7 protein-coding genes are annotated in these 17,720 nt (G+C 35.7%); 4 read left to right on the forward strand and 3 right to left on the reverse strand.

Going from position 1 to position 17,720, the window contains the following annotated elements:
* Positions 1–41 precede the first annotated feature (41 nt).
* Positions 42–4,379: a hybrid sensor histidine kinase/response regulator transcription factor gene (locus P5P89_RS19880; protein ID WP_278009884.1), complete on the reverse strand. Its 4,338-nt coding sequence runs from the start codon at positions 4,377–4,379 to the stop codon at positions 42–44.
* Positions 4,380–4,686: 307 nt separating this feature from the next.
* Between P5P89_RS19880 and P5P89_RS19885 the strand changes: the two genes are divergently transcribed.
* Positions 4,687–7,302, forward strand: coding sequence for a beta-glucosidase (locus tag P5P89_RS19885; protein ID WP_278009885.1), 2,616 nt, complete (start codon positions 4,687–4,689; stop codon positions 7,300–7,302).
* Between the two features lie 235 nt (positions 7,303–7,537).
* On the opposite strand, the gene P5P89_RS19890 is transcribed toward P5P89_RS19885, so the two are convergent.
* Complete coding sequence (locus P5P89_RS19890) at positions 7,538–11,605, reverse strand: pectinesterase family protein (RefSeq protein WP_278009886.1); 4,068 nt, start codon at positions 11,603–11,605, stop codon at positions 7,538–7,540.
* Positions 11,606–12,348: 743 nt separating this feature from the next.
* Here P5P89_RS19890 and P5P89_RS19895 point away from each other — a divergent pair.
* The 3 genes from P5P89_RS19895 to P5P89_RS19905 all read left to right on the forward strand — a co-directional run bounded on the left by P5P89_RS19895 (position 12,349) and on the right by P5P89_RS19905 (position 17,020).
* A complete protein-coding gene (locus tag P5P89_RS19895) occupies positions 12,349–13,482 on the forward strand; it encodes an NADH-dependent flavin oxidoreductase (RefSeq protein ID WP_278009887.1) in 1,134 nt (377 codons plus the stop codon).
* Between the two features lie 177 nt (positions 13,483–13,659).
* Positions 13,660–14,556 (forward strand): helix-turn-helix domain-containing protein, encoded by an 897-nt coding sequence (locus P5P89_RS19900; protein ID WP_278009888.1) that lies wholly within the window; start codon positions 13,660–13,662, stop codon positions 14,554–14,556.
* A gap of 538 nt (positions 14,557–15,094) precedes the next feature.
* Entirely contained in the window at positions 15,095–17,020 is a 1,926-nt protein-coding gene (locus P5P89_RS19905) for an RICIN domain-containing protein (protein ID WP_278009889.1), read from the forward strand.
* 271 nt (positions 17,021–17,291) lie between these two features.
* Here P5P89_RS19905 and P5P89_RS19910 read toward each other — a convergent pair whose 3' ends face one another.
* A complete protein-coding gene (locus P5P89_RS19910; protein ID WP_278009890.1) occupies positions 17,292–17,681 on the reverse strand; it encodes a nuclear transport factor 2 family protein in 390 nt (129 codons plus the stop codon).
* Positions 17,682–17,720: the final 39 nt, after the last annotated feature.

Genomic DNA, 17,720 nt, shown 5'->3' on the forward strand with positions numbered 1-17,720 from the left:
CTCCGCTCAGGATGACACTTTGATTCCATTGTAAAATTTTATTAACGAAACTGTCTTCTATATTCTGCAGGTGTATGGTTAAATTTTGCTCTAAAACATTTTCCAAAATATTTCAGGTCATTAAAACCAACTTCAAAACAAATTTCCTTTATTAGCAGATCCTCGTTTTTAATAAGCTCGGCCGCTTCATTCAATCGCATGTCGCGAATAAATACGACTGGAGAAACGCCTGTAATGCTTTTAAGTTTATTAAAGAAACTGGCTCGTGACATACACATTAATCTTCCTAATTCATCAACTGAAAAATCTGATTTAGACATATTTTCTTTTACCAGTTTAATCACCTGAAACATGAACTTATGATCCTTATTAGAAATTTGCAAAGGTTCCTCTTCTGAAATTTCAGTCATGTTACCTGTCGAATACAAATTCTGAAGGCGTACACGCTGCTTCAAAACATTCTTAACCCGTGCCTGTAAAAAACTCACATTAAATGGCTTGGTTATATAATCATCAGCACCATATTCCATTCCTTCCAATTTACTTTCAATTGCTGTTTTTGCACTAAGCAAAATCACGGGAATATGGCTGGTTGCAAAGTTATTCCTGATTAATTTAAGCATTTCTATACCATCCATATGTGGCATCATAATATCACTGATGATGAAATCAGGGGATAATGCTGCAGCCTTTGAATTTCCTTCTATACCATTTTCTGCTACATAAATGGTATACTCTTTTTCTAAAACAGAAACAATAAATCCTCTCAATTCAGGATCATCTTCTACAATCAATCCTACCGGCAATTCTTTTTCTACTTCTTCAAATATCATTGGGTCTGGATCGGCTTCAAATCTTACATCATTTACTAATTCTGCTTCATCTTCTTCAAATAAAATATCCACATCTTCAGTAAAATGCTTGTAACCTTTTAAGAAACAAATTTGAAAACTGCTTCCCTTACCGGGTGTGCTTTCAATTAAAATACTTGCGCCATGTTTATCTGCTAAATCCTTTACAATAGAAAGACCTATGCCGGTACTTGGATTATATGGATTTTCGTTGTAGTTTGAAAAACGTATAAACAATCGTTTCTGAAGTATCGGACTGATACCCGGCCCGTTATCATTAACCTTTAAAACCACCTGTTTTTCCGTGTCTTCTATTTCTACCTGAATTGTATCCCCTTTATGGCAATATTTAAATGCATTTGAAAGCAGGTTGACCAAAATTTTATCCAAACTATCCGGGTCAGCCCATACATTTGATTTTGTAGCACTGCTATTTACTTTCAATTCTATATTGCGCTGTATGCTCATTTCACTAAAATTTTCGCATACTTTCGTTGCAAAATCAGCTAAATTTACTTCACTAACAACTAGCTTTCTGTCCTGAATTCTTCTTAAATCTAAAATTTGATTAACCAAATTCAACAATTTATTACTGTTTTTTTCAATAATGCGAAGCTGGTCTTTTACTGATTTTTTTATTTCATCATCCGAAAGCATAATCTCTAAAGGCGCAGTAATCATGGTAAGAGGAGTCCTGATTTCATGTGAAATATCGGTAAAGAATTTCAATTTTAATTCCCCCATTTGCTTCTGTAATTCCACATCATTTCGCAGTTTTAATATGGTAAGAACTGCACGATTGACCACTAAAAATAAACCTACAGCCAATAACAAATAACAGAAGTATGCGAAGTGAGTTCCCCAAATTGAAGGACGAATAGTGATTTCAATTCGTCTCTCATTATCTGCCCATAAATTGTGCCCATTTGTAGAGGATACAATAAGCGTATATTTTCCACGATCTAAATTGGTGTAATTAATAGACTGCCCTCCTTTAAGATAATTCCATTGTTTATCAACACCTTCCAGCTTGTAACGATACACAATATTCTCGCTTTTGATGTAATCTAAGGCGGAAATTTGAACCCTGAAAAAATTCTGGTCATGCTGGAGTGTAACTTCTTTAATTAAATCTGGATTTCCGGGAGTTTCGGGATTGATTTCGTGGAGCTGTTTGTCATTAACAGAAAATCCCGATATCGCCAAATAAGGTTTAAATTGAAAGGGTTTAATCGCTTCCGGTTTAAAATAAAGTGCTCCGTCCGAATATCCTACAACAATTTCTCCATTCGCAAGTTGGCATTTTGTGGCTTCTGAAAATATTTCGGTACCGATAATCGATTTCAGTTCCGGAAATGTTTCGGCACTATTTTTTTTAGGATCAAACCGAACTACCTGATTGTCACTCATAAGCCAAATTTTGCCTAATTTGTCTTCTTGCAAGGCCACAACTCCTTCAAGAGGAAAAGCAATATTTTTGTTCCAAATAGGCTTAACTTTTAATTGCCCTTTCTTATCTAAATCGGCCAGAATTAAGCCTTTTCCATTGGTAGCTAATGCTAATCGGTTATCTGAAGTTATCAGAACATCCAAAATATCATTGCCCGAAACCTGCGAAAACTCTTTAAATTGGATTTTATAAGGTGATTTATTTTCTGCTGAAAAAGAAAACAATTTATAAGAGGAGATAAAAAACAATTCGTGTTCTTTGTTTTCAACTATTGAGCGAACTTTATCCGCATTTTTTATGGGATAATTTTTTAGTTCGTTTTTGTGGTTAATAAAACGAAAACCATTATTGGATTGACGGATCAGATTAATTCCCCCGCCCCAGGTTGTCACATAAATTTGACCATTTGATGCCTGAAATATTTTATAAATATCATCTGAATTAATGCTGTAAATATCTTTCTCATCATATTTACAATGACTTACTTTATATTTAAAAGAATGTCCTGCTGGTGTCAGGCAAAATAATCCGTTACCTCGTGTTCCAATCCATATTCTGCCATTGGTATCCTCCATCATACTATAAATATCAGCTCCCCATCCGATGCTTTCATTGGACAACGAGCCATCAGGTCCTAACATTCCAATCTTCTTTTTTTGAGGATTGAATATGGCAATATTTTCAGCACGGCTGGCTACCCAAAGATTGCCATTTTTGTCGCTCATCAGGCTTCGAACGTTATGCTTTTGAGGATTACCCGATTCTAAATTTAATGTTGAAAAATTACGATTATTAAATGTTATAAGATCCAATCCCTGTTTGAATGAACAGAACCACAAATTCCCCAGCTCATCAAAAGTTGCTGTATGCATCACATCAGAGACCGTCTCTTTTGACTCTTTAATGCATCGCATTATAGAAAACAGTTTGTTTTGTTTTTCATCCCAATAAGCAAATGGTCCTTTATGCGACTGAATCCACACTGTTCCATCTGGCGAAGTAAGCAGAAAACTTTTCTGTTCTGCGCCAACTATAGGAGGACCACCTGAATCGACCTGCATATATTTTAGCTTCCTGGTAGCCAAATCAAATTGATACACACCTGAATTTGGGGTTTCGAACCAAAACTGGCGTGAGTTCGTTACTCCCAAGTAATTGATTTTCTCGCTAGGAAAACCTGATAATGCTTTGCTGTTGTAAACATCCAGTTTTCCAGTCTTTATGTCATAATAGTAAAAACTTTGCTCACTCGTTAATATTAGCACTTTGCTGTTGCCTACAAGTTTTATTAAAGCAATATCTTCCTTTATATTCAGTTCAAAGTCAAAGAAAGTATTTGTTTTCTTAGTGTAACGTGTAAATTTGCCCTTTCCTCCTCCAAACCATACATCCTCTTTTGTTTCCAGAACTGAATTAACTGAATATGATTTTCCGGAATGTCCAGACATATTTGAGAAAAAATATTCCGGAGCAGTTCCCGCTTTATTTAAACGACAAATTCCTGCATGCGTCAAAAACCAGGTTGTTCCTGAGGTATCTTCAAAAACATCTCCAATTACACCACAATATTTTGAAGGATCAAAAGCAATTTGTCGGGTCTGTTTATTATTTTGGAAAAGAATCAGGTAATTTTTATCTTCCGGAAATATCCATACTTTACCCGATGGCATCACTTTGAACTTTGTAAAGGCAGTATTAGAAGATTTACCAGCTTTTTTCTCAATTGGAGAATGAAACCTTAATTGATGTGTATCAAAATAATAGATGTCATTTTTTTCAGACTGAATCCAGATTTGCCCGTTTATATCAAACTTAAATTTAGATACACGATTTGACATTAAGTCTAATGATGAGTTTTTTTCTACCCTGAAGTTTTGAAAAGTATTTCCGTCATAACGAATCAAACCGTTGAATGTTCCCAGCCAAATAAATCCCTTCTCATCTTGTTGAATACCCAGAATACGTGACTGGCTTAACTTTAAATCATTTGAAAAATGAGTCAAAATACCAGATGGCTGAGCTGTACAAAGGGTACAAATCAAATAATAAAAGATCAGAAGTATATTTCGTTTCAACATTTATAATTTTATTAGCTTTAGCACAAAGACAAAAATATCAAAATTCTTTTAGGAACCTTAAGCACACTCTGTCAGTAGCTAAATACCCCCCTTTAAATAGTATTTTGTACCCATTCTATATAATTTTAAAAAATTTAAAAAATTAAATACAAGCTTTACAGCATCCCTTAAATAGCAATTTATCCCAAGCTGAAAGATATAAACATCTAATTTTGCAATTATTAAAGTAATGTGCCATCCATAATCTTTTAGATTAAAAATATCATTACATAAAAAACTATAACCTTAAATATTTGCAAAAAACTCAATGAGAAAAGTATATTGTCTTGTGTTTATGTTGAACTTTTTAGCATTAAGCACCTTCGCACAGAAAAAATTTCCGTTTAACAATCCAAATTTAACTACTGAAGAGCGTGTCGACGATTTGGTATCCAGAATGTCGATAGATGAAAAAATCAGTCAATTGATGGATTCTTCACCAGCTATTGAACGCTTGGGGATACCGGAATATAATTGGTGGAATGAATCGTTACATGGAGTTGCCCGTGCAGGATATGCAACCGTTTTTCCACAATCTATTTCAATTGCATCATCCTGGGATCGCCAATTAATTTTTGATGTTGCCAATGCCATTTCTGATGAAGCGCGTGCCAAACATCACGAATATTTGAGAAGAGGACAACACGGAATGTATCAGGGATTGACATTCTGGTCACCAAATGTTAATATTTTTCGTGATCCACGATGGGGCCGCGGACATGAAACATATGGCGAGGACCCTTTTCTTACCAGTCAATTGGGACTTAAATATGTTACCGGTCTTCAGGGAACTGATGAAAAATATTTTAAAGTAATTGCTACTGCTAAACATTATGCAGTTCACTCAGGTCCTGAACCTTCTCGTCATCATTTTAATGCTGAAACCAGCGATATCGATCTGTATGAAACATATCTTCCTGCTTTTCGTACTTTGGTAAAAGAAGGTCATGTTTATTCTGTAATGGGAGCATATAATCGTTTTAGAGGAGAATCTGCCAGTGCAAGCCCATTCCTGTTCAATATTCTTCGAAATGATTGGGGATTTAAGGGGTACATTGTTTCTGACTGTGGTGCTGTTACAGATATTTGGAAATACCACAAAATTACCAATGATGCGGCAGAAGCTTCAGCTTTGGCAGTAAAAACTGGATTAGATTTGGAGTGTGGAAGTAGTTATAAATCATTAAAAGAAGCTCTTGACCGCAAATTGCTTACAGAAGCTGATATTGACATTACGATAAAACGTTTGTTTACGGCCCGTTTTAAATTAGGTATGTTTGATTCTGAGGAGATTGTGCCTTATGCACAAATCCCTTATTCGGTCAACAACAATTCCGCTCATGATTGGCTGGCCCGTGTAGCTTCTCAAAAAAGTATTGTTCTTTTAAAAAATCAGAATAATACACTTCCACTTTCTAAAGAAATCAAAACGGTTGCCGTTATAGGACCAAATGCTAACGATGCACAGTCTTTATGGGGAAATTACAGCGGTATTCCGAGCAATCCGGTAACGGTGTTAAAAGGCATTCAAAATAAATTGGAACCTAAAGCTAAAGTACTATACGCAAAAGGTACAGATCTTGCTAAAGGAGTTCCAGAAATGAAAGTTATTCCGTCTGTTTATCTTCAAAGTGAAAACGGAGTGCAAGGTCTGACAGCAGAATATTTTGACAATAAAGAATGTCAGGGAAAACCTCTTTTTACACGCATAGATGATAATATCGATTTTCACTGGGATATTGACACACCTGATCCGCGCATGAAAATGGGTAACTATAGCGTGAAATGGACTGGATATATTGTAGCACCAAAAACCGGACTTTATAATATTTCTGAGTGGTCCAAGCCTTTTATGACTATCGATATTGAAACAGGGAAAACATCAGGTGGAAAAAACAGCCATCATCCAAGAATTCGTCCTCAGAAAATGGAGTTGGAAGCCGGAAAAAAATATAAAATAGAAGTTAAATACCAAAATATGTATGGTGATGCAATAGCACAGCTTTTATGGTCTGAGCCAAAGGAAGATGTTTTAAAAGAAGCTGTTAACGTTGCGCATCAGGCGGATGCTGTAGTTTTAGTATTAGGATTGAATGAACGTCTTGAAGGTGAAGAAATGAAAGTCGAAGCAGATGGTTTTGAAGGAGGTGATCGTACCAGTCTTAACTTGCCGGCTAATCAGGAGGAACTAATGAAAGCAATTACAGCAACCGGAAAACCAGTAATTTTAGTTTTAATAAACGGTAGTGCGCTTTCTATAAACTGGGCTAATGATAATGTTCCTGCCATTTTAACTGCGGGATATCCAGGTCAACAAGGTGGTAATGCAATTGCCGATGTGCTTTTTGGAGATTACAATCCGGCTGGCCGCCTACCGGTTACGTATTACAAATCAGTAGACCAGCTTCCTCCTTTCGAAAACTATGATATGAAAGGACGCACCTATCGTTATTTTCAAAAGAAACCTCTTTATCCATTTGGATTTGGTTTAAGCTATACAAAATTTAAATACAGTAACTTACAACTTCCAGTGGATATTAGTGCTGAAAAAAATTTAGAAGTATCGGTTGACATAACCAATACCGGTGATCGTGACGGTGATGAAGTAGTTGAATTATATATAAAAGACGAGAAAGCTTCTACTCCACGTCCAATAGTGCAATTAGAAGGTTTTGAACGCATTTATCTAAAAAAGGGCGAAACAAAAACAGTTAGTTTTACAATTACTCCACGACAGCTATCCTTAATAAATAAAAAAGGGCAGCGAGTGATTGAACCGGGATGGTTTACAATCTCTGTAGGTGGAAAACAGCCTGATGATTCGAATGATTTATTAAAGGCAAGATGTAGTTATAAGGGTAAAACAATAAATTTCGAGAAATAGGATGATTTATTTTTCTTCTGCGATCAGGACTCCAGTTGATGAAGATAAATAAGTGGTTCTTCCTCAGCATATGCACAACTTCAATTCAGCTCAATGTTCGTCTGACCAATTCAAAACTTTTAAAACCTAATCCGTTTTGGATACCCCACTTAATAAAACGATGATCCTGTTCGAAAAACCTATCAGAAATTTTTAGTTTCTGATAGGTTTTAACATTAACACTTAGATTATAAACCTATTCTTTGAGAATGGTTTTATTTACAACACCGTTTACAGTAATTATTTTAATTAAATATATGCCTGCACTGCCATCAATATTCACTTTGACTGTTGAATCGTTAATTTCGTTTATTGCGTAAATTTGTAATCCAAGCATATTGAATACTAAAATCTGTTTAACCTTTCCGATAGTACCAAGATCGATATAAAATTCATTTTTAAATGGCACAGGATAGGTTTTCAATTCAGTCTTAGCTTCATCAACGTCAACTATTGTATTGTCAGAAAGAGCTATTTTAGATGTACTTCCACAACTAACTGGTGTAGGATTAATTCCTTCAACCTCTATTTTATCGATGTTAGCCAAACCGGATGCTGTTGTCGCTTCTAATCTGATGATATGATTCCCTCCAGAAAGAGTTACTGTAACTAAAGAGCTTGAATTCTCAGCCCAGGTAGTCCAATTAGTTGTAGGGTTAAAATCTGCAGAAGCCAATGTAACGCCATCCACTATTACTTTACCTGGTCTGGCAGTTGTTCCTCCATTAGAATATTTCCAACGAAGCATGTAATTTCCGGAAGAAGTATTCACAGACCATTCAATTCCTGCCCCTACGGCATTATTGGTATTGGCAAAACCAGCACCCTGGAATCCGGCATTATTGCTATCTATAGTGCCTTCGACTGAGCAGAATCCAATTTGATTTTCATCAATAGAAATTTCGGCAATAGTAGAATTGCCAGTTACAGAAATCGTACCTGATACTGATGCGCTTGGGGAACCACCTGTAGTTATTACTGTGAAATTGAATGTACCTGATTGAGTAGGAGTTCCGCTTATGGTAATAGTTTGTGCAGAAACATTAACTACTGCAGTAACACCAGCAGGTAATCCTGAAGCAGTGGCAGAGGCAGCATTCGTCCATGAATAATTAAAGCCAACTATTGGTGTATTTAGACTTACCGTTTGATTTGCTGAACCTGCACCATGTTTCACAAGAGTAGCTGTGCTAGTCAATTCTGTATAATTGGCAGTCCCGTTTTGATTTTGATTTGCAGTGATAGTTCCTACCAATTCATTAATATAAACTTCTAGATTAGTATATATTGGGCTGAGTGTATATAATATTCCATCAGAAACATTATTACTATTCAAACCATTAGCACTTTCCCAGCTATTGGGTATTCCGTCATTATCCGTATCCGTTGGCGCTGTAGTGGAATTGTATACAGGCCATCCTCCAACATCAGATTGTGTATCTATCAGACCTTTTGTGCTTCCGTTTGATCCAGTATAAGTAAAATTCCCATTTGTTGCCTCTAACACTATTCTGTTGTCAACTGCATCACGTTTAAGACTGGCACCTACATACGCCAATACACGATTATATGCATTTGCTGCCGAATGAGTAGTCATTTGACCGAAGTCATATTCAGTATTTACACGAAGTTCCGTTTTGCTTTTTGAAGATGGATTAGGATCAACTCCATTCCAATTATTGTCTGTAGTGGCAGAGTTTACGGTAGTATGATTTCCATTAACGTAAAACTTGCCCCAAACACCTGCAGCCTGGTTGTTAGATCCATCATCCTGACCTGGAGATATGATTCTGTCGTTTACGCCCGAACCTGTTGCCGGACCTGCCTTGTAATAATTATTGGTAAGGTTGTAGGAGCCTCCTTCAGCAGCATAAGCACTATTGCCGCCCCAGTTATAAATAACATTATTTCTAAAATCAACATGCTCAAGATTAGGAAGTCCCGAGTACCTGCTGCCACAAAAACGGACATTTCGGCTATCATGATGCGCTAACATATTATGATGAAATGAGGCTTTTTTTCCACCCCAGATTCCACCATAACCATGAATTCCCTTATCATGAACAGAAACACGTAAACTTTCAGACATCAGGCACCATTGCATAGTAAAGTTCTCATTATCATAAAAGGAAGCACATTCGTCTGTACTCCAGCTCATAGAGCAGTGGTCAATGATAATATTTTTATGGTTTCGTCCGCCTATCGCATCGCCTTCATGTTGTGCCTGGTCACCCATTCTGAAACGAATATATCTAATGATAACATTATCAGCATCTATATTTACAGAATAATTTTTCAGACAGATTCCATCACCTGGGGCAGTCTGACCTGCTATGGTGATATTTCCATTGTTAATTCTTAAATCTGAATTAAGCGCAATGATTCCCGAAACTTTAAACATAACTGTTCTGGTTCCCGTTGCTGTAACAGCTGCCCTTAAACTTCCTGCACCTGAATCATTCAGATTGGTAACATAGATTACCTGTCCGCCACGACCACCAGTTGTATATCGCCCAAAACCTTCGGCACCCGGAAACGCTGGAGAAGTAACTGCCAGAGCAGCAGCAGCTTTTTGAGTAGAAGCACTCTTTTGAGTAGCTGCGGTTACTGTTAAAGTCCCTGATTTTGTTGTATTAGGTGAACCGCCAACGGTTGTAATGGTGTAGTTAAAAGTACCACTCACAGTTGGTGTTCCGCTGAAGGTTATCGTTTTGGCTGTATTGTTTATGGCAGCATTGACACCAGATGGTAATCCTGTTACATTTACTGTTGTAGCATTTTGCCAGCTATAATAAAAACCTGTAATAGCCGTATTAATGCCTACTGTTTGGCTGGACCCTCCGGCTCCGTGTTTTGTCAATAAAGCTGCTGCCTGGGGTACAGAAAAACTAATATGATTAAGATTGTATAAATAACCGCTTCCGCCCTGAAAAACAAGATAGACATCATGTATTCCTGACACCTGACTTACAGCACATGTGAAATTTGTATAGGTTTGCCATCCGCCTGTTGGTGTAATATTACAAGTTCCGATAAGTGTACCGGATGTTCCTCCTAATAGGATTGAAATAGTTCCTCCGATTCCGGCTGTTGCAGCTCTTGCCAGAAAACTGCCTGCTCCTGAACCAAAGTTTATGTCTTCAAACATAACCCAGTCACCGTTATTGATATATCCTACATTGTCAGTGCCCTCGGAACTGGCTTCATTCTGAGTTCCCGATTGGCTGCTGTAACTTTCGGCCTGAATAGTCTGGAAAGCTGTTCCTCCACCTGTAACCGAATTAATTATAGAGTCCGGATTCCAGTTATCAGTGACCTGAGGGTTGGCATTATTTGCTTTTAAAACATTTGATTTAGTATAAGAAGCAGCCTGAGCAGCGGTTAATTTTTTTGCCCATGAAACTCTGGAAGAAGGAACATTACCAGCTCCTGAGTTATTATATTCTGCAAAACGTGCTGTAGACTGGTTAGCAGCATTACCCCAGTCGTTCCAGCCTGCCGCCTTAATAGCATTGGTCATACTGGTATTCATAAAAGTAACCGATGCATATCCTCCCCAAGGGCGGCCCAAATCTGTAATATTGCTTCCTGAACCTGTAATCTGGCAGTTATTGAATACAAATCCATAAGCCAGATGAGATGGGGTATTAGCAGCTGTGACAGAAGTTCCCCCTTTAGTATAAAGCTGGCAGTTTTGAAAATAGGCAATGGCTCCTCCAAAAATAAAGTCTGTAGTGCCTTCGAAATAGCAATTTTCATGGTAAGACCTTCCGCTGTGGGGATAATAAGTATCCTGGTTTCCTAAAAAACGGCAGTTCTTAAAAACTGCTTTGTCTGCAGTAGAACGAACCGCTACAGCCTGTCCAACGGGTCCTGAAGAATTAGAGAATGTAAGGTTTAATGCATAAAATCCTGCACCATTGATGAAAGTACTGGCTGAATTAGAAGTTCCATACGCAGCTCCTGTAGCCGGATTAATTTTGCTGGCGTAATTATTATAGGTTAAAATTGTTCCAGTCGAACTTTGCCCTATGAATGTCAGATTGGTTTTATTTGAAGGAACCGTAATTACTTCATAATAAGTCCCATTTTTAATGTAAATTTCAGTTCTGGCCGAACTATTAGAAGGAGCTGCATTCACAGCAGCCTGTACTGTGGTATAATTACCACTGCCATCCTTAGCAACTACGATGTCGTAGGTTTGTGCTTTCATCTGCATCGAAAAGAAAGCTAAAAAAGTCCATAATAAAAATTTTTGTTTCATGTTTTTTGGTTTGATTGGTTAGTAAATAATTTCAACAAGTAAACTACTTTTCTTGTTAAACCAAAACTATAGAAATCAAATTCTAATACAGGAGACATATCGCTATTAAACAGGGGACAAAATACCATGTTAATTACTTAAAAATAAGTGAATTATAAACATTTTAAGGGTTTTAAAATCTTAGCTTCAACACGTGCGCGGTTTATACCATGAGTGTAGATGTTTTGTAAAAGACAATTAACGCAAGAAAGATACCTAATTTATTGATTGTTTCTTTTTAAATGGTTGTCTCTTTTTTTATACATGGATATCTAGATTTTTCAAGTCTTTATGGAGTAACATTTGTGATTCGAATTTTCCACGAGGAATTCTTAGTGTGTTTAAAATAGGACAGTCTTAAAGTGGCTTTATTAGAGATTTAATCGAAACTGGACGACGGTTCGAAATCCCGCTAAGGATATAGGATTTTTTTCTCTTTGATTTATCGTAATTTGTTGATTAGACTTGATACCTTTTCTGTTACAAAATCTAAGGCGATATTTTTAATAATTCAGCACTCTCGTTTTTGTGGCAGAATCGTATATTTATTAATATTAAATATATGGTCAATAATTTGGATCATGAAAACAGTTTACAAAAGCTCCATTCCGTAATTTGTGTCACATCTACCGCCTTTTGTATAACTTACAGGATTTTTAATGTCCCAATTTTGCATCATCATTTAACAACATAAAAATTAAATAATGAGCAAGACAACAAATACAAAACAATTATTCCAAAGTTTTACATTTAAAAATGGGATCGAAACTAAAAACAGGATTGCCATGGCACCAATGACAACCTGGGCCAGCAATGATGATTATACAGTATCAGATGATGAAATAAAGCATTATGAAGCCCGAAGCGGAAACGTTGGCTTGGTAATAACAGGCTGTACGAGAGTTATGGCAAACGGAATTGGTTTTAACAATGAATATGCCTCTTACGACGACTCTTTTCTGCCAGGGCTTAAAAAAATGGCCGCTGCAGCAAAAAAAGGCGGCTCACCTGCCATACTTCAAATTTATCACGCTGGAAATAAAGCAGTTTTGAATCTTATTCCTGATAGTATTCCGGTAAGTGCAAGTCCTATAGCATTAGCACCGTCGATGTTTTATGAAGGAGGTGTTGTATCTCGTGAACTTTCAAATGAAGAAATTCTGGAAATGATAAAAGCTTTTGGTGAAACTGCTCACAGAGCAATAAGGGCAGGTTTTGACGGAGTAGAGCTGCATGGCGCTCACGGATTCCTATTGCAAAATTTCTTTTCACCCTATTATAATCAAAGAACAGATCACTGGGGTGGATCTGCCGAAAAACGAATGAATTTTGCAGTAGAAGTGATCAAAGAAATTCAGAGTATAATTAAAAAGTATGCAGACCAACCATTTATGATAGGTTTCAGAATATCACCAGAAGAGCCTGAAAGTTATAGAGTGAAAGATATCCTGCCGTTGATTGATAAACTCATTGACTGCGGGATTGATTATCTCCACGTTTCACTTACAGATCTGCTGTCGCAAAAGCCTATAGATAATGAAAATAAGGATGAGACTATTTTAAAATTGGTACTTGATCACGTTCATCACAGAGTTCCAGTGATTGCTGCGGGAGGCATCAAACAGTTTAAAGATGCTATCGAGGCAATAAAGATGGGGTTGTCGTTGGTGGCTGTTGGACACGGTCTTATTATCAATCCAAATTGGGTAGAGCTTGCTTCTGATGAAGAAAAAGCAGACGAAGTTTTAAGTATGTCTAAAGCAGATGAACTGGCGATACCCAAAAAACTACAGGAATTCATTCAAATAGCCAAGGGATTTTTTCAGGTGAAGGACTAGCCTTTAAATTTTATAGGTTGTAATTTTTTTAGGGCAAAATAGAAAAAATCAGAAAAATTAACCGTAATTGTTACAAAAGTATAATGTGTACTCTCTTGAAAAAGTTAATGTACTGAAGGCTGAAAACCTTTAATTCTTTTAAAAAAAATATTATAATATTAAGTAAGAACAGCGCTTATGAAACATTACAAAACGATAAGTGAGCTCTATAAATTAAACGGATTTCCACCGCCTGAAAATCCACTGATGGGCATCCTAACTTTTGAGGAGTCAGAAAAATGTACTTTCATCGAGAGGGAATTTACTATGGCATTTTATACAATTGCCTTAACAAAATTAAAATCAGGGATATTTCAATACGGTAAAACAAAATACGACCACGAAAATGGATCTTTGGCTTTTTTAAAACCGCATCAGAAAATATTAATGAATAATGTGGAAACAAGTGAAAAAGGATTTCTATTATATATCCACGAAGATTTTTTTGTGAACCATAACCTTCATTCAGAAATAAATAAATATGGATATTTTGATTACGAGGTAAACGAAGCTTTACATCTCTCTCCAAAAGAAGAACACATTATATGGGAGTTATTCAACAAGATAAAGCTGGAATATTACAATAATCAGGATGAGTACAGTAAAGATATAATACTTACCCATATAGATTCTATTTTAAAATACGCCCAGCGTTTTTATAAGCGACAATTCTTAAATAGATCTTCTTTATCAGGTACCATAATCACTAAATTTACTGACATACTGAAACAATATTTTGAAGATGGAGATCTTCAAAGAAAAGGCCTGCCATCTGTAAAATATATGGCTGGAAAGTTATCCCTGTCACCAAAATATTTAAGTGATTTATTAAAACAAGAAACAGGCAAAACAGCACTGGAACATATTCATATCGCATTGGTTATCGAAGCCAAGAATATTTTAATGAATACAGATAAAACCGTAGCAGAAACTGCATATCAATTAGGTTTTGAAAATCCACCCTATTTTTCAAGGCTTTTTAAAAAAGAAGTTGGTTTAACACCTACAGAATATAGAGAACAATTTTTTAATTAAGGTTAACATCTGGTAGAATGAAACCTTTTTTGCCACAAAAATTAAGGCTGTATCTTTTAAATTAAATAAATTAAAAAATATCAGAGCCAAATGGCACCAATTGAAGACAATTGGCGCCATTTTTCGTTTCTACTATTAAGTATAACAATCTTTATAAAGACCTCATAATAGTTTTTATTTTTTTTCATAAAGCTAATAAAAGACAGAATACCACACTTGGTAAGAGAATTTTTCAAATCATCATAAAAGATGTCTAATTCGTCAATATCCCTGTCACTACTCGGGACACTGCGTAAATTTAACTTATAATATTATCACTATCATAGTCTGGATATGGAAATAAAAATTGAAAAAAATAAAAGTAATTAGCTAATTTATAATCTTATTTAATTTCTTTTTCATCCAGTTTTAAAATCCCAGAAGAATTTTCTTAAAAAAAATAAAACAATCGGTTGTTTTTTAAAAATATTTATCGTTAAATTAGCAGTAAAAACCTACTTATCAGAAGGTTATTTACTAACTATTAAAACCATAAGTTATGAAAAGATTACGAAAATTACTTTTTCTATTTTTAGTTTTTATTCCTCTAATGGAATTATTTGCATGGCCAGGAATGCCACTACCTCCCCTGCATATTGAAGGCAAAAATTTAAAGGATCCCTGTGGAAAAAATGTTTTACTCCATGGTGTTGCCATAACACCCAGTCCCTGGTTTAATGGCTGCTCGTATAATCAATGCCGTTGGGACAATTATAATGTCCAGGGTTGTCTAAATTATAATAATGCTGTTATGGATGCACTCACAAACACAAATAACGGATGGAAATTAAATTATATAAGACTTCATATTGATCCTTACTGGACCAATACACCTGGCTGTTCTGCGGGCGAAAACAACATTTCATGTTTTAATTACAATAGACTGGTAACTTATGTTGATCAGGTTATAATTCCTTTAATTAATCATGCCAGAAGCAGAGGTCTCTATGTTGTACTTCGTCCTCCAGGAGTATGTCCTGACCGAATTGCTTTTGGAGACACCTACCATAATTACTTAAGAACTGTATGGCAGTATTTATCAAACCATCCAAATTTAAAGAATGTAGATAATGTTATGTTTGAATTAGCCAATGAGCCTATACAAATACTCGGAACAAATGGAAATTGGGGAGCTACTGGCGATGAGCATTTTGCCGCTTTACATAATTTCTTCCAGGATTTAGTAAATAGAATTAGAGCTAATGGTGCCAATAATGTTTGCTGGATACCAGGAACAGGGTATCAGTCTCATTACCAGGGATATCCAAATCATTTAATAACAGGAGGAAATATAGGCTATGCTGTGCATGTTTATCCAGGATATTGGGGGGCAAATGCAGAAAATACCACCAGTTTTAATAATGCCTGGAATGCTAATGTACAACCGATTGCTAATGTAGCACCTATTATGGTAACCGAAACAGATTGGTCTCCTTCTGGTGATCAAACATGGGGTCAGGGAACGACAAGCGGTTTTGGTCTGAATTTGAAAGGAAGGATTGATGCCACAGGAAATTGCAGTTGGAATTTACTTGCTCCAGAAGGATTGATAACAAACGGAGATCCCTATAATGTTACAACCGCTTTCAACAACAGTTGGGAATCTTGCGCTGCACCAGTTAAGCAATGGTTCTCTGAATATGCAAACAATAATATACCCTCGCAAAGCTGCAGTACTCTAATAAATAATGCTGTTTATGAAATTGAATTTAAAACAAACTCAAATAAAGTCCTGGATCTTAAATATGGGACTAATGCAAATGGTACTGTAATTCGTCCTTGGGATAAATCAGGAGCAACAGCACAGCAATGGATTGCTGTTGACGCAGGTAACGGATATTGGCGTTTTAAATCAAACGCGAGTCCAACAGGACGTGTAATAGATCTTGAGAGTGCAGACCCAACGAATGGTAAATCGATAAGACTTTGGGATAGTTATAGTAATGATGCTCAAAAATGGCTGGTAACAGATGTTGGCAATGGCTATTATAGTATAAAATCTGCCGTTAATACATCAAAAGGCTGGGATATATCTAATTGCAATATGGACGGTACAGCAAATCTCCAGCTTTGGGAATATTACGGAACTTCATGTCAATTATTTAAGTTCAATAAAGTAGGAACTGCTACTGCAAAAACTGCAATTGAGAAAAATACCGCAACAGATAATATAGAAATCAACACGAATGTCAAAATATATCCTAATCCAGCAACGGGAGGAGAGTTTAACATCTATTTATATTCACAATCTGACGAAAATTATTCTTTAGCACTATACTCAGTTAATGGCGAGCAATTATACGAAACAAAAAATCTAAAGTCTAATACTAATGAACTTATTAGAGTAAAACTTGCAAAGGGTTTATATTTTGTGACGATATATCAAAATTCAGGTACAACTACCAAAAAAATATTAATTGAATAGTAATTAAAAAAAATATAATTTTTAAGATTAGTAAAACTATATTTAGTGTATTGTATAAATTTTAACCCTTACTGGATTAAGTAAGGGTTAAATATTAAATCATACTAATTCTTATTTAGAATTTGTAACAAATCCTTTTGAATGCAGTTTTCAAAAATAAAATAAGGTTTCCCAGATAATTCTTCTTATTATTGATTATTATTGCAGCTGGTCAGGAGAAAAATTATAAACCTGATTTGCTTTTATGACTTTTTTTTGAAGCCCATCTTTTTTACTTAAGGGCATCATTTACGGTCTGACTATCCACAAACTGTTCAAAACTGATAATTTTTCCGGCATTTAATTTCCATAAATAACAGACTCTTGCAGTAAAAAACTTTCCAGATCTCTTATAAGTACCGCTGTAAGTGCCGTAAGCTAAAACATTGTCTTCGACCCAGAGATAATCTTCAGGAGTAAATTTATAATCGATCCATTCACTTCCTAATCGGCTGAATACATTTTCAAAAATATTTTCTATACCAACATAAGTTCCTCCATAAGGAAAACCTTTTGCTTCTGTCCATGAAATATTATCTGCAGCATATTGGGCAAGGTTTTTTCCATTTTCCTCAGAAGTTTTACCCTCGTATGTACTTTTTATAATATCAAGATTTGTCATATTATTAGATTATAAAAACAGCCTGAAATCAAAAACATC

Origin of the sequence: Flavobacterium gyeonganense (assembly GCF_029625295.1) — a bacterium.
GTDB lineage: Bacteria > Bacteroidota > Bacteroidia > Flavobacteriales > Flavobacteriaceae > Flavobacterium > Flavobacterium gyeonganense.

Coding starts and splice junctions, on each gene's coding strand:
- P5P89_RS19880 (WP_278009884.1), bottom strand. CDS start 4,379: ATGTTGAAACGAAATATACTTCTGATCTTTTATTATTTGATTTGTACC.
- P5P89_RS19885 (WP_278009885.1), top strand. CDS start 4,687: ATGAGAAAAGTATATTGTCTTGTGTTTATGTTGAACTTTTTAGCATTA.
- P5P89_RS19890 (WP_278009886.1), bottom strand. CDS start 11,605: ATGAAACAAAAATTTTTATTATGGACTTTTTTAGCTTTCTTTTCGATG.
- P5P89_RS19895 (WP_278009887.1), top strand. CDS start 12,349: ATGAGCAAGACAACAAATACAAAACAATTATTCCAAAGTTTTACATTT.
- P5P89_RS19900 (WP_278009888.1), top strand. CDS start 13,660: ATGAAACATTACAAAACGATAAGTGAGCTCTATAAATTAAACGGATTT.
- P5P89_RS19905 (WP_278009889.1), top strand. CDS start 15,095: ATGAAAAGATTACGAAAATTACTTTTTCTATTTTTAGTTTTTATTCCT.
- P5P89_RS19910 (WP_278009890.1), bottom strand. CDS start 17,681: ATGACAAATCTTGATATTATAAAAAGTACATACGAGGGTAAAACTTCT.